Annotated in this window: 18 protein-coding genes; 9 read left to right on the top strand and 9 right to left on the bottom strand. The window is 70.5% G+C overall.

Annotation, left to right across the window (positions count from 1 at the left end):
- Window positions 1-9 precede the first annotated feature (9 nt).
- A complete protein-coding gene (locus Pmi06nite_RS15180; RefSeq protein ID WP_203953630.1) occupies window positions 10-1,665 on the bottom strand; it encodes an IucA/IucC family protein in 1,656 nt (551 codons plus the stop codon).
- Entirely contained in the window at window positions 1,662-2,843 is a 1,182-nt protein-coding gene (locus Pmi06nite_RS15175; RefSeq protein ID WP_239113916.1) for an ATP-grasp domain-containing protein, read from the bottom strand. Before Pmi06nite_RS15175 ends, Pmi06nite_RS15180 begins: the two co-directional genes overlap by 4 nt.
- A 123-nt stretch (window positions 2,844-2,966) precedes the next feature.
- Between Pmi06nite_RS15175 and nudC the strand changes: the two genes are divergently transcribed.
- Window positions 2,967-3,869 (top strand): NAD(+) diphosphatase, encoded by a 903-nt coding sequence (gene nudC, locus Pmi06nite_RS15170; protein WP_203953629.1) that lies wholly within the window; start codon window positions 2,967-2,969, stop codon window positions 3,867-3,869.
- 15 nt (window positions 3,870-3,884) lie between these two features.
- On the opposite strand, the gene Pmi06nite_RS15165 is transcribed toward nudC, so the two are convergent.
- Together Pmi06nite_RS15165 and Pmi06nite_RS15160 are read right to left on the bottom strand one after the other, a co-directional pair.
- Complete coding sequence (locus Pmi06nite_RS15165; RefSeq protein WP_203953628.1) at window positions 3,885-4,124, bottom strand: mycoredoxin; 240 nt, start codon at window positions 4,122-4,124, stop codon at window positions 3,885-3,887.
- Between the two features lie 99 nt (window positions 4,125-4,223).
- Window positions 4,224-5,195, bottom strand: a complete 972-nt coding sequence (locus tag Pmi06nite_RS15160) for an alpha/beta hydrolase (protein ID WP_239113915.1) — start codon at window positions 5,193-5,195, stop codon at window positions 4,224-4,226.
- Window positions 5,196-5,310: 115 nt separating this feature from the next.
- Here Pmi06nite_RS15160 and Pmi06nite_RS15155 point away from each other — a divergent pair, with 115 nt between their 5' ends.
- From Pmi06nite_RS15155 to Pmi06nite_RS15135, 5 genes are all read left to right on the top strand, one after another.
- Complete coding sequence (locus Pmi06nite_RS15155) at window positions 5,311-7,359, top strand: ATP-dependent DNA helicase UvrD2 (protein ID WP_239113914.1); 2,049 nt, start codon at window positions 5,311-5,313, stop codon at window positions 7,357-7,359.
- Between the two features lie 26 nt (window positions 7,360-7,385).
- The gene (gene tesB, locus Pmi06nite_RS15150) at window positions 7,386-8,270 is read left to right on the top strand and encodes an acyl-CoA thioesterase II (protein ID WP_203953627.1); all 885 of its coding nucleotides are present in this window, start codon (window positions 7,386-7,388) and stop codon (window positions 8,268-8,270) included.
- 136 nt (window positions 8,271-8,406) lie between these two features.
- Window positions 8,407-8,697, top strand: a complete 291-nt coding sequence (locus tag Pmi06nite_RS15145; protein ID WP_203953626.1) for a hypothetical protein — start codon at window positions 8,407-8,409, stop codon at window positions 8,695-8,697.
- A gap of 121 nt (window positions 8,698-8,818) precedes the next feature.
- Window positions 8,819-9,082 (top strand): WhiB family transcriptional regulator, encoded by a 264-nt coding sequence (locus tag Pmi06nite_RS15140; protein WP_203953879.1) that lies wholly within the window; start codon window positions 8,819-8,821, stop codon window positions 9,080-9,082.
- A 455-nt stretch (window positions 9,083-9,537) separates the two neighbouring features.
- Entirely contained in the window at window positions 9,538-10,272 is a 735-nt protein-coding gene (locus Pmi06nite_RS15135) for a quinone oxidoreductase family protein (RefSeq protein ID WP_203953625.1), read from the top strand.
- Between the two features lie 59 nt (window positions 10,273-10,331).
- Here the strand turns inward: Pmi06nite_RS15135 and Pmi06nite_RS15130 are convergent, their stop codons facing one another.
- Together Pmi06nite_RS15130 and Pmi06nite_RS15125 are read right to left on the bottom strand one after the other, a co-directional pair.
- Window positions 10,332-11,651 carry an ABC1 kinase family protein gene (locus Pmi06nite_RS15130; protein WP_444544151.1) on the bottom strand — a complete coding sequence of 440 codons (1,320 nt, stop codon included), beginning with the start codon at window positions 11,649-11,651 and terminating at the stop codon, window positions 10,332-10,334.
- Between the two features lie 20 nt (window positions 11,652-11,671).
- Window positions 11,672-12,736, bottom strand: coding sequence for a ThiF family adenylyltransferase (locus Pmi06nite_RS15125; protein WP_203953623.1), 1,065 nt, complete (start codon window positions 12,734-12,736; stop codon window positions 11,672-11,674).
- Window positions 12,737-12,935: 199 nt separating this feature from the next.
- Here Pmi06nite_RS15125 and Pmi06nite_RS15120 point away from each other — a divergent pair, with 199 nt between their 5' ends.
- Together Pmi06nite_RS15120 and Pmi06nite_RS15115 are read left to right on the top strand one after the other, a co-directional pair.
- Window positions 12,936-13,451: a M48 metallopeptidase family protein gene (locus Pmi06nite_RS15120; protein ID WP_203953622.1), complete on the top strand. Its 516-nt coding sequence runs from the start codon at window positions 12,936-12,938 to the stop codon at window positions 13,449-13,451.
- On the top strand, window positions 13,448-14,023 hold the full coding sequence (locus Pmi06nite_RS15115) for a glycosyltransferase family protein (protein WP_203953621.1): 576 nt from the start codon (window positions 13,448-13,450) through the stop codon (window positions 14,021-14,023). Before Pmi06nite_RS15120 ends, Pmi06nite_RS15115 begins: the two co-directional genes overlap by 4 nt.
- On the opposite strand, the gene Pmi06nite_RS15110 is transcribed toward Pmi06nite_RS15115, so the two are convergent.
- The 3 genes from Pmi06nite_RS15110 to Pmi06nite_RS15100 form a co-directional block, all read right to left on the bottom strand.
- Window positions 14,024-15,004 carry an endonuclease/exonuclease/phosphatase family protein gene (locus Pmi06nite_RS15110; protein ID WP_203953620.1) on the bottom strand — a complete coding sequence of 327 codons (981 nt, stop codon included), beginning with the start codon at window positions 15,002-15,004 and terminating at the stop codon, window positions 14,024-14,026.
- Window positions 15,005-15,074: 70 nt separating this feature from the next.
- On the bottom strand, window positions 15,075-15,620 hold the full coding sequence (locus tag Pmi06nite_RS15105) for an NUDIX hydrolase (RefSeq protein WP_203953619.1): 546 nt from the start codon (window positions 15,618-15,620) through the stop codon (window positions 15,075-15,077).
- 131 nt (window positions 15,621-15,751) lie between these two features.
- A complete protein-coding gene (locus Pmi06nite_RS15100; protein ID WP_239113912.1) occupies window positions 15,752-17,050 on the bottom strand; it encodes a zinc-dependent metalloprotease in 1,299 nt (432 codons plus the stop codon).
- A gap of 82 nt (window positions 17,051-17,132) precedes the next feature.
- Here Pmi06nite_RS15100 and Pmi06nite_RS15095 point away from each other — a divergent pair, with 82 nt between their 5' ends.
- Window positions 17,133-18,203: an NAD-dependent epimerase/dehydratase family protein gene (locus Pmi06nite_RS15095; protein WP_239094739.1), complete on the top strand. Its 1,071-nt coding sequence runs from the start codon at window positions 17,133-17,135 to the stop codon at window positions 18,201-18,203.
- Window positions 18,204-18,492: the final 289 nt, after the last annotated feature.

Raw genomic sequence — 18,492 nt, 5'->3', positions numbered from 1 at the left:
GGTGGGGGGTCATGGGCGGAGGTAGTTGGGGCCGGTCACGCCGTAGAACTTGTTGATGTCGGCGGCTCCCGACCTCCGCTTGTCCACGAGGGTTCCGGCGACGACCATCGACTTGCCGATCAGCCGGGCCGAGTCGAGGGTCCTGGCCCGCAGCAGCCGCGCCATCGGGTCGTCGCCGTAGGGCTCCAGCGCCGCCGACAACTCGTCCCTGATCAGCGCGGACGCCGAGGAGTCCGGGCCGGCCGCGCCCAGTGCCGGGAACACGATCGCGGCGGCGGCCAGGTGCAGCGTGATGGTCACGAAGACGTCGGCGAGCGCATGCGGGTCGTCGGTGAGCATGCGCCGGTCGGAGAAGGCGGGCGTCTCGATCCCGGCCGCGCCCAGGAGACCGGGGGACACGAGCAGGCCGTCGTTGTCCTTCACCAGCAGTCGCATTCGCCCGCCGCCGAAGACGAGCGCCAGGTTCTGCTGGTGGGCCTCGAGCGCCATGCCGTACCGGACGAACAGGCGGGTGTTCCAGGACAGGAGCACCGACAGGTAGTCGCGCAGCAGCGCGCGCACGTCCCCGCCGTAGTGGCGGTCGGCGAGGTCGTGGAGCACGAGTCGCCTCCCGTCGCCGTCCGGCCAGGGGGCGAGGAGGGCCGCCACGGGCACGATCTCGCCCTCGGGAAGGTCCCGGATCAGCCAGCCGAGGTACTCGTGGCCGGCGTGGCCGTAGGTCTGCTCGCCGGCCGGCGAGACCCGCGCGGCGGGCTCCCGGGCGAGCACCTCGCGCAGGAGCGCCTCGGCGAGCGCCCCGTCCCCGAGCGTGCCCGGCTTGATCGACCGCCGGTTGAGCAGACCCAGGGTGCTCGTCGCCAGCGGCAGCTTGAGGTGGGTCCGCTCGTCGACCTCGACCGTGCGCATGGAGAGGGTCGGGCGGACCGTCAGATGCGGTTTGGTTCCCATGACGACGCCGGGAAGGCCCTCGGTCACCGGCGCGGTCAGCGGATGGACGGGGAACGGCACATGGGTCGCGGCGAACCGCTCGGGGAGGCCGATGTCGCCCACCCTCGGCCACCAGTCCGGCAGCCCGATGTCGCCCGCCCCCGGCCACCAGTCCGGCAGTCCGGCGCCGGACAGTGTGACGCGCTCTCTCGGGACCGCCGCCCAGGCAAGTTCGAAGGAGGGGGCGAACTCGGGCGCGTGGGCGAGAAGGTCCGCCTCCGAGACGCCGAGACGGCACCGGGCCGTCGGATAGATCGGATGGTCGACGGTCGCGGCCAGCGCCTCGTAGAAGAGGAGTGTGCGCTCCCGGCCGCGGAGCCGGGCCGCGACCTCCGCGCGGTGGCGGTCATGGAGCACCAGCGCGGCCAGCGCCTCGTGGCACTCCCTGGTGAAGGCCGCGACCCCGGCTGCGTCGGCGGGGTCGGCGATCACGGCGAGGGTGTGCAGCACCTCCGCGAGGGTCGGTCCTCCGTTCTGGCCTGCCCTCCCCTCGGCGACGGCGAAGTCCTGGAACGGAGAGCCGACGGCCAGCCGCACCCGCCTGCCGGAGGCCAGGACGACGGCGACGCCGTCCTTGTCGCTCGTCAGGCGGGACGCGATGCTCGCGTAGTCCTCCCGGAGCAGGGTGTCCAGGACGCGGGCCCCCAGGTACGTCTCCCTGCCGCGCACCTCGGTCACGCGATCGTCCAGGGCCGGAGTGCGCGGAAGGAGTCGACGGCGGCGTCCACGGTGACCTGGTCGGGGCCGATCGCCCGGACGATGCCGAGGTAGTCCCTGTTCGTGTGGGTCACCTCCACCCGGTCGCCGATCGCGCGCAGCGGGCGGTGCCAGAGCCGGACCCCGGCCGTGTCGCCGGACGGCTCGTCCGGAGACACGGCCGACGGCGCCGCCGTGACGACGCCCGACCGGTCGGCGATCAGGCTGACCGCCGTGCCGAACAGGTCGTCCCGCGGGCCTTCCCGGCCGCCGAGCGCGTCCAGAGGCTCGCCCGCGTGGACGCGCAGGACCCATTCGTGCAGTGGCCCGCCGACGAGGTCGCCGAGCAGGAAGTCGCAGTTGTCGCCGATCAGCCGGTAGTTGACCTCGACGATGCGCGGCCCGTCCTCCGTGACCACGTACTCCGTGTGACACACCCCGAAGCCGGCGCCGATCGCGTCCAGCGCGGCGGTCACGTGCGTCACGTGCTCGCCGCCCGGATCGGGGTGCCAGTCCAGGCGCTCCTCGACGAAGTGCGGCAACGGGCCGAGTGTGGTCCTGAAGCCGCCCAGGACGCGGAGGGTCCGCCCGTCGCCCAGCGTCTCCAGCGTGTGGAGGCGGCCGTCGAGGAACTCCTCCGCGACCAGGACGTCGTCGGGCCGCCGCTTCCTGATCTCGGAGACGGCCGCGGCCAGTTCGTGGACGTCTGCGGCGAGCACGACGTCCTCGCTGGCCACGCCCATCGCCGGTTTCACGACGACCGGGTACGGCAGGGCCGGCGGCAGGTCGCCCCCCGGCGGGAGCCGTACGGACCGGACGGTCTCCACCGGCGTGAGACGGCGGCGCGTGAGCGCCTTGTTCTTGGCGGTGACGCAGGCGCGCCAGTCCTTGCCCGGCAGGCCGAAGTAACCGGCGGCCAGCGCGGTCTCCGCCTGGAGGTGGTCGGAGTTGGAGAAGACGACGTCGGGCCGATGGTGACCGGCGATGACGTCGATCACCGCGCGGGGGTCGCGCACGTCGGTCTCGATGGCCTCATGGTCCGGATATCCGCCCGGCTGGTCGGTCAGGACGGTGACGTCCCACCCCAGCGCGGCGGCGGCGGGCAGGAAACCGTCCATCACGGAGTCGGTCGGGTTGAGCGCCGTGAGGTAGAGCCGCACGCAGATCCTCCGTAGGTAAGCCTAACCTAACCCGTCGCATCCTAGCCACGGTCAGATCGGTTCGCGCCGGGAATCGCCACCGGCGGCAGCGTGTTGTGGAGGCACCCGTGGAAGGATGACGCCGTGGAGATCTCGGAAGGCCTGCTCGGCCCGCTGCTGCTGGCACGGAACGCGATCGACCGGTCGGCCGCGCTCCGGGGTGACGAGGAGTGGCTGGCCCGCGTGTGGGCCGACGAGAAGACGCGGGTCCTGGTCGTCCACGACGGCCAGACCGTCATCCGCAGGTTCACCGACGGCGCCGCCGTGGTGTTCCTGTCTCCGCTGGACGCGCCGGAGGGTCCCCGCTACCTCCTCGGCGTCGACCCGGACGGCGTGGCCTACTTCGCGGTCCAGGCTCCGCTCCCGCCCGGCGAGGCCGCGGGGCTGAGGCAGACGGGCGCCCTGCTCGACGATCGCGACGCGGGACTCGTCGTGTACGCCGTCGCCCTGGAGGCGTGGCACACGACTCACGAGTTCTGCCCGCGGTGCGGGAGCCGTACGACGATCACATCCTCCGGCCACATGCGGGTCTGCCCGAAGGACGGGAGCCAGCACTTCCCCCGGGTCGACCCCGCGGTGATCATGCTGATCCACGACGACGAGGACCGCGTGCTGCTCGCCCGCGGCCCCGAGTGGCCCGAGGGGCGCATGTCCGTCCTGGCGGGGTTCGTCGAGCCCGGCGAGTCGCTGGAGCACGCCGTGATGCGCGAGGTGCTGGAGGAGGTCGGCATCACGGTCACCGCTCCTCGTTACATGGGGAGCCAGCCATGGCCGTTCCCGCGGAGTCTGATGCTCGGCTTCGTCGCCCGCGCGACCACGACCGAGATCGTCATGGACCCCGTCGAGATCGCCGAGGCCCAGTGGTTGTCGCGGGACGAACTGGCCGCCCAGGTCGAGTCCGGAAGACTTCGCCTGCCCGGCCAGGTCTCGATCGCCCGCAGGCTCATCGAGACCTGGTACGGCAAGCCGATCCCCGGCGATTGGTGACGGGCTGAGCCGCGCTCAGCACGCGCCCTGAAGGTGGCGCTTCACCTCGGCGACCGACGGGTTGGTCATCGTGTGGCAGTCGGTCACGACCGTGGGGACGACCTGGTTGCCGTTGTTCACGCTCATCACGAACTCGGCCGCGTCGGGATGCCGCTCGATGTCGACCTCGCTGTAGGCGATGCCCTCCCGGGTCAGCTGGCTCTTGAGCCGCTTACAGGGGCCGCACCAACTGGTTGTGTAGACCGTGAGCGACATGATCGTCCTTCCGTGCGCAGAGCCGAGTAATCACCGTCAACACGGCGGATCCGCGTCGTGTTCCCAGTTCCGGCCCTTTTCCCGAACCATGTTCGGTGATCACCTGTCGGACTCGAGTCGTGCCGCTATCCAGTCCTCGACGGTCTTGGCCACGCCCTTTTCGCGGTAGAGCGGCGCGCTGTGCTGGGTGCCCGGCATGACCTTGATGGACATCGGCACGCCGTACGTCTTCAGCGCCTGCTGGAGCAACTCGCTCTGGTACGGCGGGACGAACTCGTCCTGCGAGTGCACGTCGAGCATCGGGGCGTCGCCGGCCGAGGCGTGGTCGGAGACCTCCATGCTCGCCCAGACGTCGGGACACTCGGAGGGGGCGCATCCCCCGGCGAGCGCCGTGGCGGTCTTGCGGAGCTTGCGCTGGTCGTGGCTCCCGCCCTCGCCCCCGTCGGCGTAGGACGTCAGCGGTGAGATCACGGGGGAGACGCCGACGACCCCGCGCAGGCCCGGAAGGCCGTTCCCGTAGGTGCCGACCGCGGCCGCGATGTGACCGCCCGCGGAGAAGCCGATGAGGACATAGCGGTCGGGGTCGGTGTTGTACCGGGCGGCTTGAGCGCGCGCGGCGGCGATCGCGGCGATCGTGTCGGTTCGCTGGGCCGGCCAGCGCGCGTCCCCCGAGAGCCGGTAGTCGAGATTGACCACGGTGTAGCCCAGGCGGGCGTAGGTCCTGCTGACGGTGGTCATGGTCTTCTTGTCGCCGCCCGACCACCATCCGCCGTGTATGACGAACACCGCCGGGCGGCGCGGCCCCTTCGTGTGCCACCAGACGTCCATCCGCCGCCGGGGGCCGCTGCCGTACGCCACCGTGCGGACCTTGATGTCGGTCGCGGAGGCGAGCGTCCGGGTGGTGGGCGTCGGCTTGTGAGACGGCTTGGGCGACGAGACCGGAGTGGGCTTCGTCACCGCCGCCGGGGACTTCACCGCCTCGGGCACCGCTCTCTGTCCGGCGAAGACGAACAGGATCGCGGTGAGGGCGAGCGCTCCGACCCCGATCGCCGCGCCCACGGCTTTCCGCACGGGCTGGTTCCCTCCCCGCTGGTACCGTGTGCCGACCCGGTCTCAGGACACGCCAGGGCGGCTGCTGGAAGGATGATGCCAGTACATCCGTCCGCATCGCATATTGGGAGCCCATTTGGACGTCCTCGAGGGCCTTGATCCCGAACAGCGCGAGGTCGTTGAGGCGGTGCGCGGCCCGGTGTGCGTGCTCGCGGGTGCGGGCACGGGCAAGACGCGCGCCATCACCCACCGCATCGCCTACGCCGTGCAGAGCGGGATCGTGGATCCGCAGGGCGTTCTCGCGGTCACCTTCACCACCCGGGCGGCCGCCGAGCTCAAGCAGCGGCTGCGCCAACTCGGCGCCCCCGGCGTCCAGGCGCGGACCTTCCACGCCGCGGCACTGCGCCAGCTGAGCTACTTCTGGCCGCGGGTCATCGGCGGGGATCCGCCCCAGGTGGTCGAGTCGAAGTTGCCGCTGCTGATCGAGGCCTGCCGGCGCCTGCGGAAGAATCCCGACCGCGGTGAGCTGAGGGACGTCGCCAGCGAGATCGAGTGGGCGAAGGTCACCCAGGTCGCCCCAGAGGACTACCCTGCCGCAGCGGTGAAGGCCCGGCGCACTCCTCCCGTCGCGCCCGAGGAGGTCTCCCGGCTCTACGAGGGCTACGAGACCCTGCGCCGCCAGCGCAACCTGATCGACTTCGAGACGATCCTCGAGCTCACCGCGGCCGTCATGACCGAGCACCGCGAGGTCGCCGCCCAGATCCGGCAGCAGTACCGCTACTTCGTCGTGGACGAGTTCCAGGACGTCAACCCACTCCAGAAGCTCCTGCTGGACACCTGGCTCGGCGGGCGCGACGACCTGTGCGTCGTGGGCGACCCGAACCAGACGATCTACTCCTTCACCGGGGCGACCCCGCACTACCTCACCAACTTCGCCGTCGAGCATCCCTCCGCCAGCGTGATCAGGCTGATCCGCGACTATCGGTCGACGCCGCAGGTCGTCACGCTGGCCAACCGGGTGATCGCGCGGTCGGTGCACCGGATGGAACTGGTCGCGCAGCGGCCGGAGGGGCCGGAGCCCGTCTTCACCGAGTACGACGACGAGCCGGCCGAGGCCCTCGGAGTGGCGCTGACGGTCAAGAAGCTGATCGCCGACGGTGTGCCCACCCGCGAGATCGCGGTGCTGTTCCGGATCAACGCCCAGTCCGAGGCCTACGAGCAGGCGTTCACCGAGGCGGGCGTGCCGTACCTGCTGCGTGGCGCCGAGCGGTTCTTCGAGCGCCCCGAGGTACGGCAGGCGGTCGTGCTGCTGAGGGGCGCCGCCCGGTCGGCCAACGACGAGGAGCCGCTGGCCCCCGGAGTGCACGCGATCCTGTCCGGGATCGGACTGACCGCCGAGCCGCCCAGTGGCGGCAAGGCCAGGGAGAAGTGGGAGTCGCTGAAGGCCCTCGCCGATCTCGCGGAGGACCTCGCGGCGGAGGGCGCCAACCTGGCCGCCTTCGTCGCCGAACTCGAGCGCAGGGCGGCCGAGCAGCACGCGCCGCCGGTCGAGGGGGTGACGCTCGCCTCGCTCCACGCGGCCAAGGGCCTGGAGTGGGACGCGGTCTTCCTCATCGGCCTCACCGAGGGCATGTTGCCGATCATCTACGCGGAGACCCCCGAGCAGGTCGAGGAGGAGCGGCGCCTGCTGTACGTGGGGGTCACCCGCGCCCGCGAGCACCTGCACCTGTCGTGGGCGCTGGCCCGCTCGCCCGGCGGCCGCCGCTCCCGCCGCCCCTCACGCTTCCTCGACGGCCTGTCGCCGCGTACCCCCGTCGTGAGCCGTGTGGAGCGGCCCTCCGGCGGCGCCAAGAAGACGGCGGCGCCGCTGCACTGCCGGATCTGCGGCAAGACCCTGTCCGTGGCGGCCGAGCAGAAGCTGGGCCGCTGCGCGACCTGCCCCGCCGACTACGATGAGGCTCTGCTGGAAAGCCTCAGGTCCTGGCGGTCGGCAGTGGCCAAGGAGACGAAGGTCCCCGCCTACGTCGTGTTCACCGATGTGACGCTGCAGGCCATAGCGGAGCGGGTTCCGACATCGGAGGAGGGCCTGCTCGCGATCGCGGGGATCGGACGCGTCAAACTTGACCGGTACGGCGAAGCCGTTCTGGATCTGTGCCGCGCCGCCACTAGTGTTACTGATGAGTAATAAATCCCCCGCGTGATGGAGGCCCCGTGAACTCGGCGCTCAAGGAGTTGCTGGGTCTGCTCGACCTCGAGCAGATCGAGCTGGACATTTTCCGGGGGCGCAGCCCAGAGGAGCGCATTCAGCGGGTCTTCGGCGGTCAGGTCGCCGCGCAGGCGCTCGTGGCGGCCGGTCGCACGGTCCCCTCCGACCGCATGGTTCATTCCCTGCACGCCTACTTCATCCGGCCCGGCGATCCCGCCATCCCGATCGTCTACAACGTCGAGCGGATCCGGGACGGCCGCTCGTTCACGACGCGGCGCGTGGTGGCGGTCCAGCACGGTAAAGCGATCTTCACGATGTCGGTGTCCTTCCACATCCACGAGGAAGGGGTTTCTCACCAGGCGGTGACGATGCCGCGGGTGCCCGACCCCGAGACGCTGCCCACCTTCCAGGAGCGCATGGTCAACGTCGTCGGCGACGATCCGGCGTGGCGCGACTACCTGTCGAGGCCGCGCCCGGTCGACGCACGCTACGTGAACGCGCTGACCTGGGAGGCGCAGAAGGACCCGAGCCTGATCAGCGCGGAGAACCACGTGTGGTTCCGCTACGACGCCGACCTGCCCGACGATCCGCTGCTGCACGTGGTGCTCGCCGCCTACGCCTCCGACTTCACGCTCGTGGACACCGTGCTGCTCGCGCACGGCCTGGCCTGGGGCTCCTCGAATGTCCGGGGGGCGTCGCTCGACCACGCGATGTGGTTCCACCGGCCGTTCCGCGCCGACGACTGGCTGCTTTACGCCCAGGAGTCGCCCTGGTCAGGAGGCGCGCGAGGCCTCGCCCGCGGGGAGATGTTCACGCCCTCGGGTGACCTGGCGGTGTCGGTGGTTCAGGAGTGCATGATCAGGGTCAGCGAAGATGTCATGAAGTCGTGAAAATCGCAGGTAGAAAATAGGTTGCCCACCCCTGCGGTTCGCGTTTAGGGTCATGACTGATCTCAGCAGTCATGAGGTCGCAGGAAACCGCCGGACGGTCCGTCCGGCCGATCGCATTCGAGTGGAGGTGAGTCCCGTGGAGAACATGACCGTGTTCCTGGCCACGTGGCTCGCTTTCGCATGCCTGGCCGCCGTCATCGCGCAGATCGAACTGTCGGGTGGCAAGGCCGTTCGCGCCCAGGCTCCGATCGCCAGAGAGCGTGGGACGTCAGCCTTCGGCGACCTCGCCGGCGTGGCCAGCCACGGCACCCCCGCTTATGTCCGGATCCCTGTGGTCCGACCGATGAGCGATGAGCAGACCGACCGCACCGCCAATGGTGGGGCGCAGGGTCCGCAATACGCCTGGAGAGAACCAGTCATAACCTGACCGGTCTCCTCTCTCCAGGCCGCGGATCCGCAAAGGATCCGCGGCCTTTCTTATTGTCCGGCCACGTTCCCGCCCACCCACGAGGACAACCAGACCAGAAACGAACGAAGAGGTGACGCAGATGGCGGCCCCGGTCATGGACCTGATCGAAGCCGAAATCCCCTGTCGTACCGAGCCCGACCTGTGGTTCGCCGAGTCTCCCGAGGACGTCGAGTTCGCCAAGGCGCTCTGCGGGGGATGCCCGATCCAGAAGGCCTGCCTGGCCCGCGCGCTGGAGCGCGAGGAGCCGTGGGGCGTCTGGGGCGGCGAACTGATCCTGCGGGGGGTAGTCGTACCCCGCAAGCGCCCGAGGGGGCGTCCCAGGAAGGCCCCCGTAGCGGCCTGACCGCAATTTCGCCAGTAAAAAGCAGTAGCAATCCGAAAGGAACCACTCGAATGAACCTCTCCCCGAGCGCGTCGTTGTATCTGAATCAAGAACTGGTTCACGAGCGAATACGAACCCTCCACCTTGAGGCGGAGGAGGAGCGGCTCGCCAGCCGGGTCAACAGCGTGCGCAAGGCTCGTCGGCGGATGGAGCGCGCCTCCCGCCGCCTCAGTGACGCGTTATCGCGTGTGTGACGGCAGACGTGCCTGAAGACGCGACGGCCCCGGTCCGATGTGGACCGGGGCCTTCCCCTTTTCGCCCCCAGGTCTGTACGGCAACCGCGTTGCCGCCGGTCACGTCGTAGGACTCGACGGTGTCGAGGAGGGGGCCGGCGCGTCAGATCGTCGTGGCGCCTGCCCCTGATCCCCGGCGTCGACGGTGTGGGACGGTTGCCCGATGGGCGTCGCGTGTACTTCGTGGCAGAGGATGACGCACCCGGCACGATGGCCGAGCAGGCACTCCTCGATCCACGCCGCGCCGTCCCGCTGCCGGAGAACGCCGACCCGGTGATCATCGCGGCAGCGATGAACCCCGCCATGTCCTCATGGGTGGCACTGCGCCGCAGGGTCGCCTTCCAGGCCGGGCAGAGCGTGCTGGTGCTCGGCGCCACCGGCAACGCGGGCCAGATGGCCGTGCAGATCGCCCGCCGTCTCGGCGCGGCCCACATCGTCGCCGCCGGGCGCGACCCACAACGTCTGGACCTGCTCACCGATCTCGGCGCCACCCGTGTGGTCTCCCTGGCAGGAGACCCGGCCGAGGCCGCCGACCGGCTCGGCGAGGCCGCCGCGGACGTCGACGTCGTGATCGACTATACCTGGGGCATCCCCACCGAGCTGGCCGTCCCCGCCCTGCTCACCCGCCGCACCGAACGCAGCGCCCCCCTGGACTGGATTCAGATCGGGTCGACGGCCGGGCCGGACATCACCCTGCCCTCCTTCGTTCTCCGCGCGGCCAACCTGCGGATCATGGGAAGCGGACAGGGATCGCTCACCGCCGCCGGCATCGTCGCCGAGCTGCCGTCCTTGATCGAAGAACTCTCGACGGGTGCCCTCACCGCCGCCGCGCTGCCGCTCCCGCTTTCCCAGGTCGAACACGCCTGGACCGCGCCCACGGAACCCGGCCGGCGCGTCGTGCTCACCACATTCGCCTAGCCATATCGGACGCCGCGGTCCGGGCGAGCTCAGAAGGCGAGAGCTCAGGAGGCGCGAGCTCAGGATGCGGCGAGTGCGGTGTCCTCCGGCTCACCGGGGTCGTCGGCGAAGCCGGGAACCCACCGGATGGCCTCGTCGCGGAACCGGGCGGTCGCGCCGAGTTGGCACAACACGCCCACCCCGGCGGCATGCACCCGGTGGATCAGCACGTACGAGGGCGGCAGGTTGAGCTGACGCACCACGTTGGTCGGGCGCAGGTCGGCGACGGCCACCGCCTGGTGCCGCAGCCACTCCCGGGTGAAGGTGAACTCCTCCACCTGGGTGGGCTCGACGTAGGGGGCGAGGAACGAGCGCAGAGCGTCGACGTCGACCTCGATGTGCTCCCGGATGAAGCCCTCATCCCGCAGACCGCGGACCACCGACTCCATGTCGCCCTGGTTGAAGATCCTCGTGAGTTTGCCGAACATCGGGGGGTAACCCTCGGGCAGGCGGTTGACCGCTCCGAAGTCGAGCACCCCCAGGCGGCCGTCCTCCAGCACCCGGAAGTTGCCCGGATGCGGATCCGCGTGCAGCAGGCCGACCCTCGCCGGAGAGCAGAAGAGGAATCGGACCAGTTGCAGGCCCGCCCGGTCCCGGTCCTCCTGCGAGCCATCAGTGATGATCTTGGAGAGGGGGGTGCCGTCCATCCACTCGGTGACCAGGATCTGTTCGTTCGCCGCGATGACGTCGGGCACCACGAAGTCCGGATCGCCCATGAACTCCTGGGCGAACGCGTGCTGGGCCTCGGCCTCGTTCAGATAGTCGAGCTCCTCGGCCACCCGCTCCTTGAGCTCGTTGAGGAGCGGTTTGATGTCCAGGCCGGGGAGGATCACGCTGAAGAGCTTGCCGAGCCGTGCGAGCTGGTTGAAGTCGGAGAGCAGGGCCTTGCCCGCCCCCGGATACTGGATCTTCACGGCGACGGTGCGCCCGTCGTGCCAGACGGCCCGGTGCACCTGGCCGATGGAGGCGGCGGCGGTCGGGTGGTCGTCGAACTCGACGAAGTTGTCCCGCCAGTCGTCGCCGAGTTGCTCCGCGAGGACCCGGTGGACGCTGGCCGCGGGCAACGGGGGAGCGGCGTCCTGCAGCCTGGTCAGCGTCGCCCGATACGGCTCGGTGAACTCGGGTGGCAGTGCCGCCTCGAAGATGGACAGGGCCTGGCCGAGCTTCATCGCCCCGCCCTTGAGCTCGCCGAGCACCTTGAAGATCTGGTCCGCCGTCCGCTGCTGGATCTCCCTGGTGACGATCTCCGCGGATGCGCCGCCGAGCCGTCTGCCGAGCCCGATCGCGGTCCTGCCGGCGAACCCGAGGGGGAGCGAGGCAAGCTTGGCTGAACGAGTCACAGCGCGATGGGGAAGGTCGGTCACGCGACCATTGTTAGCGAATTTGGGTCGTTTCGACCACATTGACATTGTGAATGACGCTCCCACGACCGGTGCCGCCATCGCCGATCGGGGAGGATGTCGAGGCTCCCGGCCGGCGTGTCCGCCCCGTCCACGAAGGCGATCGCGTGCCCCGCGGCCTGCGCCGCTACCAGCGACGACAGGGTCGTGTCACAGGCGGATTCACCGGCGGGATAGCCGCCGAGTCGTGCCCTGACGGCCGGCCAGGACGGGTCGCGGTCGCGCCGGGTCAGGTCGAGACAGTCGAGGCAGGGCGTCACTCCCGGGATCACCAGCGGTCCCACCAGGCCGCAGCCCTCGAAGGCCGTGGCGAGAAGATGCGGGATCTCCTCGGCACCGAGCTCGCGGACCAGCACGGGGTCGAGCGGTCCGACGGGCGCGAGGATCACGAGATCGGGACGGGAGCCGTGATCACTCAGTTGCGACGCCGATCGGCCGCTCCAGGCGTTGACACCGGGCGCGATCTCGCGGGCGAGGGCCACCGCTCCCTCCTCCCTGGCCGTCCCGACCTGCGACCAGCCCAGTCCGCCGGGGACGACGTCCTCCCGCCGTGCCGTACCGGGATCGACGACGCAGAGGTGGCCGATGCCCGAGGCGGCCAGCAGGACGGCGATCTGGGCGCCCACCCGCCCCGCGCCGTGCACGCGGATCCGCGCCGATCTCCGGCGCTCGACCGCGCCCATCCCTCCGTCCGGCGACGTGAGCGACAGGACGTCGATGTCGGGACGGAGCCGATCACGCTCGGCCCTGGTCAGGTCTGCCAGGGGTTCGGGACGCACGGCCGCGTCGTCGATCACGCCGCGAGCCGTCAGCAGGGCGATCACCTCGCGGGCCGAGGAGTCGTCGAGATCGCTCTCGGCCACCGCCTGGGTGAGGGTCCGGGTGCCGTCCAGGCTGTCGATCAGGCGGCGCACGGCGGGCTCGACGCCGGTCAGGACGACGGCCCGGTGGGGATGGACGCCGAGCTGGAGGGTGTGCTCGTCGCGGTCTACACGGCGCAGAACGGGCTTCAGACGGGGCCTCATAGTCGCCAGACCTTGCCACACGCCGCCCCTGGTGAGGCCGGAATCTTCGGGGTTGTGGATAATTACCGGGGTGAATGTGGCGGGTGAACTACGCGAGGGCGGTCGTTTTCGCGCTCGCAAGGTCACGTTCGCTCGATTGACCAGGGGGAACATAACTCCCCCCCTGTGGAAATCCGCGCGTGTCGGCTACCTTTCATATGTGCCCCCCGAGACAGTCGAGGTTCGTCGGAGCACACGTCGGCGGCGAACCGTTTCCGCATACCGCGATGGAGACAAAACCATCGTGCTGCTCCCGGCAGGTCTGAGCCTGACCGACGAGGAGCAATGGGTACGCCGCATGCTCGACCGGCTCGCCGCCAAAGAGCAACGGCGACGGCCGAGCGACGACGATCTGCTCGAGCGAGCGGCGGACCTGGCGACCCGTTATCTGGACGACAAGGCCACTCCCACCAGCGTCAGGTGGGTCGAGAACCAGCGCCACCGGTGGGGCTCCTGCACTCCCGACCACGGGACGATCCGGCTGTCCACCCGGCTCCAGGGGATGCCTGCCTGGGTCGTCGACTACGTGATCATGCATGAGCTGGTCCACCTGCTCGTCCCCAGCCACGGCCCCGCCTTCTGGGAACTGGTCGAGCGGTATCCACGGGCGGAACGCGCCAGAGGGTTCCTCGAGGGGTTCTCCATGGGGGCCAGCGGCTCAGCGGAGGAGTGTTGACCCGGATCGTGGCGGTCCTCGTCACGGCGGGGATGACGGACGCCTCGCCCCCGGGCGTCGACCCGGAGGAGTTCCTGCTCGCCATGGCGGAGGACACCTACGAGATGGTCGCCGGCCTCGAACTCGTCGAGCCGGTGATCCTTTCAGCCGGAGTCCCCGATCTGGACGCCATCGCCTGGCCGGGCACGCCCGTGATCCCCGTCGGCTCCCCCTCGGAGGCGTTCGCGGCTCTGCCGTACGGCACCGAGGCCGTGGTGATCAGCGCCGACGCCCCCGATCTGCCGCCGCTCCTGGTGGGAAAGCTCTTCCGGGAGCTGGGACGCGCCCCGATCGCCGTCTGCCCGGCCGAGGGCGGGGGAGCGGTGGCCATCGCCTCCCGCCTGCCGCTGCCGGACTGGGCCGTCCCCGACTTCGACGAGCCCGACGTGGTCGCGACGCTCCGCGGTCAGGCCCCCGGACGCCGCATGGTCGCGACCGGTCCCGGCTGGCATCGCCTCAGGAAGCCCACGGACATCGCACGACTCGATCCCGGCCTCGAAGGGTGGGACAACACCCGCGCCCTCCTCACCTGATCACAGGCGGAGCTCGGCGAACAGCGCCCGGTGGTCGGTGCCGGGGACGGTGTGCACGCTGGTGGTGACCGCGGAGGCCCGCTTGTCGTACAGGACGTGATCGATGGTGATCATGGGCGGGATGCGCCAGTCGGCGGGCCAGGTGGGGTGCAGCCCCGTCCCGGTCGCGTCGCCCGCGTCCGCGTAGCCCCGGGCGAGGACGTCCCGCAGCGGTGAGTGGTCGAGGCTCGCGTTGAAGTCGCCGGCGAGGATTCTGATCACATCGGAGGACGGCGCCGGCAGCGACGCCATGTCCGCCCGCCACTCGTAGACGTCCCGGCCCACCGGGGAGATGGTGTGCACGTCGACGATCTCCACGGGCGGTCCGCCTGGCACCGCGACCCGGGCCCGGGGCATGTTGCGGCTGCCCTGGAGGGCGAAGTCCGGCATCGGGGTGAGGGGGTATCGCGACCAGATTCCGCTGCCGTAGGCGCCGAACGCCGCCTGGTTGAGCGTGTACGGCAGCGACTCCTCCAGGCCCGCGGCGTCCAGGGCCTCGACGGCGGCGGGGGTGAGCTCCTGGGTGCTGAGGATGTCGGGCTTGAGCCGCCGCACCAGATCGACGATGGTCTTCGGATCGGCGCTGCCGAAGAACATGTTGCTGGTGAGGATCTTCAACGTCGGCCCGGTGGCCGTGGGCGCCGAGGGGAGGGCCCGGGGCAGCACCATCGCCGCCAGAAGCGTGGACGTGGCCGCCGACACGGCGATGACGGCCCGGCTGCGGGAGGCCAGCGCGATCAGCACCGCTCCCAGCGACGCGGCCGCCACATACGGCGTCAGCGTGATGAACTCGACGATCACCGGCCGTTGGTCGACGCCGGTCAGCCGCCCGGCCGTCCAGAGAATGAACGGGGCCACCGCGACCCACGCGAAGGCGGGAGACACTCGCCACTGGCGTCGCGGAGGTGACGCGATCACGCCGCCTGCGTACGCCTTGGTCATGCTGCCGACCCTAACGAGCGAAGGTGAAACCACGCGTAAGCCGGACCTGAGGATTGCGTGCGAAACATCATCAAGCGGTGGCAAGCCTCGCGCGGGCCCTGCGAGCCAGACGCCGGGTCGCCTCGTCGCTCAACTCGGGGATCTCCTCGATCGGGAACCAGCGCAGGTCGAGTGACTCGTCGCTGATCACGGCCTCGGCCTCGGGCGGGGCGACGGCGCCGTACTCCACGTCGAGGTGCCAGCTGTGCGGCGGGTGACACCAGACCTTGTGCCTGTCCAGGGCGAGCGGGCCGTCCAGCGGAACCAGCCCGGTGATGCCGGACTCCTCCACCGCCTCGCGCAGGGCGACCTGGCCGAGTGATGTGTCCGATCTCTCACAGTGCCCGCCCATGGGGAGCCACATCCCCGCCTTGGGGTGCAGGGTGAGCAGCACCCGCGTGCCGTCGTGCGACAACACCGCGGTCGTCGCCGTCAGATGGCCGCGGACGCATTCGCGCCACATCGCGTCATCGTGAGCTCGCAGGTGCTCGAGGAACTCCTTGCGCAGCAGTTCCTCATCGGCGGAGGGGGCCGTCCACCCCTCCAGTACGGCTCGGGCGTCACCATGGAGACTCACCGCGGCAGCCTACCGGCGGCACGTCACGGCCTTCGCCGTCCGACGCTCCGAATAGCCGTCTCCGAAGAGTCTCCGAAGGGGGTCGTCTCCAAGATGGCGTCACTCTGAGGGGATGTCACTGCGAGGGCATGTCACTCCGAGGAGCCGGAGCCGTCCCTGCCGCCGGTCTCGTCCGTGCCGTCCGCGTCCGGGCGCTTCCCGTCCTCCTCGAACAGGGACATGTCGAGCTCGGCCTCACCCTTGACGAAGCTCTCCGGATCGTCCAGGTCGCCTGCCGTCGGCATCAGGTCGGGGTGACCCCACACGGCGTCCCTGCCGTCGATCCCCCGCTCGTCGCCCAGCGTCTTCCACAGGGCCGCCGCCTCGCGCAGCCTCCGCGGGCGCAACTCCAGGCCGACCAGGGTCGCGAAGGTCCGCTCCGCGGGCCCGCCGGTGGCGCGGCGGCGCCGTACCGTCTCGGCCAGGGCCGCGGCGGACGGCAGCTTGCCCTCGGCTGCCGCGTCGACGACGGTGGCGACCCAGCCCTCGACCAGGGCGAGTGCGGTCTCCAGCCGGACGAGCGCGGCCTTCTGCCGTTCGGTCTCCTCGGGCTTGAGCAGCTCGCCGCCGCCCAGGACCTCCTGGATCCGCTCCGGGTTGCTCAGGTCGAGCCCCTGAAGCTTCTCCTCCAGGGCGGAGACGTCCACGGTGATGCCCCGGGCGTACTCCTCGACCGCCCCGAGCAGATGCGCCCGGAGCCACGGGACATGCTGGAACAGCCGGTGGTGTGCGGCCTCGCGCAGGGAGAGGTAGAGCCGGATCTCCTCCGACGGCGTCTCCAGCCCCGCGCTGAACGAGGCGATCCCGCCAGGCAGCAGCGCGGCCGTGTCCGAGAGCGGCAGGCCGATGTCGGACGACCCCACGACCTCGCGCGCGAGCGTCCCGAGGGCCTGCCCGATCTGCTGGCCGACCATCATGCCGCCCATCTGCTTGAGCATGCCCATGAGCGGCCCCGCCATGGCCTGCGCCTCGGGCGGCAGCCCGGCGGCTCCCAGCGTGCCGCCCATGGTCTCGACCATGCGGGCGGCGACCGGGTCGCACAGCTGCTTCCAGACCGGCACCGTCTTCTCGATCCACTCCGACCGGCTCCAGGCCTGAGGGTTCACCACTCCGCTCGGAAGGGTCGTCACCTCGTTCAGCCACAGATCGGCCAGATTGAGCGAGTCGACGATCTGGCGGCGCTCGCCCTCCATTACGCTCGGGTCACCTTCAGCGGCCACGACATGCCGGGCGATGTTCTTCGCCATGTCCCAGTTGACCGGTCCGGCGTCCGGCGAGGCGGACAACATGTCCGCGAACTGCCGCATGGCAGCGGCGACCTGCTCCGGACTGCCGAACATGGCGAACGGGTTCTCGTTGGGGTCGTTTTCGCGACCTGGCAGGTCAGTCACCGCGCCACCTCGTGCAGGATGGAGTAGTCCACATCCGCCACGTTATCCGCCGCGGGGCGGATCAGTGCAAAGTGAGGACCTCGTGCCTACCTCGAAACGCCTCCGTCCGCCCGTCGTCGCCGTCACCGGCGGCGCCTCCGGTATAGGCAGGGCGTTCCTCTCAAAAGTGGCCTCGTCTGCGGATTTCCGCCGCGTCGTGGCCATCGACGACCATCGTGGCGACGTGCCCGACGTCACCTGGAGGGTGCTCGACATCCGGGATCCGCTCTTGGCGAACCGCATCTCAGACGTGGACGTCCTGGTCCATCTGGGCACGGACATGTCGCTGGATTCCGACGCCGCCGAGCGCCGCCGCTACAACGTCAGGGCCGCCCAGACCGTCCTCACCGCCTGCGCGGCGGCCCGGGTACGCCGGGTGGTGCTGGTCACCAGCGCCATGGTGTACGGCGCGGCCGCCGACAACGAGGTGCCGCTGCCCGAGGACGCCCCCGTCGCGGCCGAGCCCGACACCGGGCTGGTCGGCGACTTCCTGGAGATCGAGTCGCTGGTCCGGCGCTCGTCGCGCTCCCACCCGGGCCTGGAGGTGACCGTCCTCCGGCCGGCGGCGCTCGTCGGGCAGGGGATCGACACCGTCGTCACCCGGCACTTCGAGGCTCCCCGGCTTCTGGTGGTCAAGGGCTGCCTGCCCCACTGGCAGTTCTGCCACGTCGACGACCTGGTGTCCGCGCTGGAGGTCGCCGCTCTCGGCCAGGTGAGCGGTGTGGTCGCGGTCGGCTCCGACGGCTGGCTGGAGACCGACCAGGTGGAGGAGATCTCCGGATTGCGCCGCCTGGAACTGCCCGCGGGGCTGACCTTCGGCACGGCGCAGCGGCTGCACCGGCTGGGGATCACCCCGGCCCCCGCCACCGACCTGCACTACGTCGTCTACCCCTGGGTGGTCGACGCCGCCACGCTCCGTGAGGCCGGCTGGAAACCCGCCTGGACGAACGACGCGGCACTCCAGGAGTTGCTGGAGCTTCGGGAGGGACGGCACGCCGTCGTGGGCCGGCGCCTGTCCGGCAAGGACGCCACGATCACCGCCGCGGGTGCGACGGTGGCCGTCATCGGCACCGCCGCGATCGTCCGCGCCGCCCGCAGAAAGCGGCGCATATAAATGCCTCGCCTGCGGCGAGGCGGGCTCGGGGGTAGCGTTCGCCTGCCTCGCCTCCGGCGAGGCAGGCTCGGGGCGCCTTAGAGGCCGCGTCTTCCTTCGTCGTTCGGGGTCGCTCGTTCCTCGCTCCCCGCTCACTCCTCAGTCCAGACACGGCCGCGCCCCTCGCGTCAGTGGTGAGGCTCGGGCTCCTGATCGCAGCGGCCCGCGGGTTCGACTCGGGCTTGGTGTGGGTCGCTGGGAAGCGGGCACGGGCGCGGCCCTCGCGTTCCACTCGCGGGTTTGATCACGC

This window comes from Planotetraspora mira (assembly GCF_016863275.1).
GTDB classification, from domain to species: domain Bacteria; phylum Actinomycetota; class Actinomycetes; order Streptosporangiales; family Streptosporangiaceae; genus Planotetraspora; species Planotetraspora mira.
This window is presented reverse-complemented; position numbering and strand designations above follow the sequence as displayed.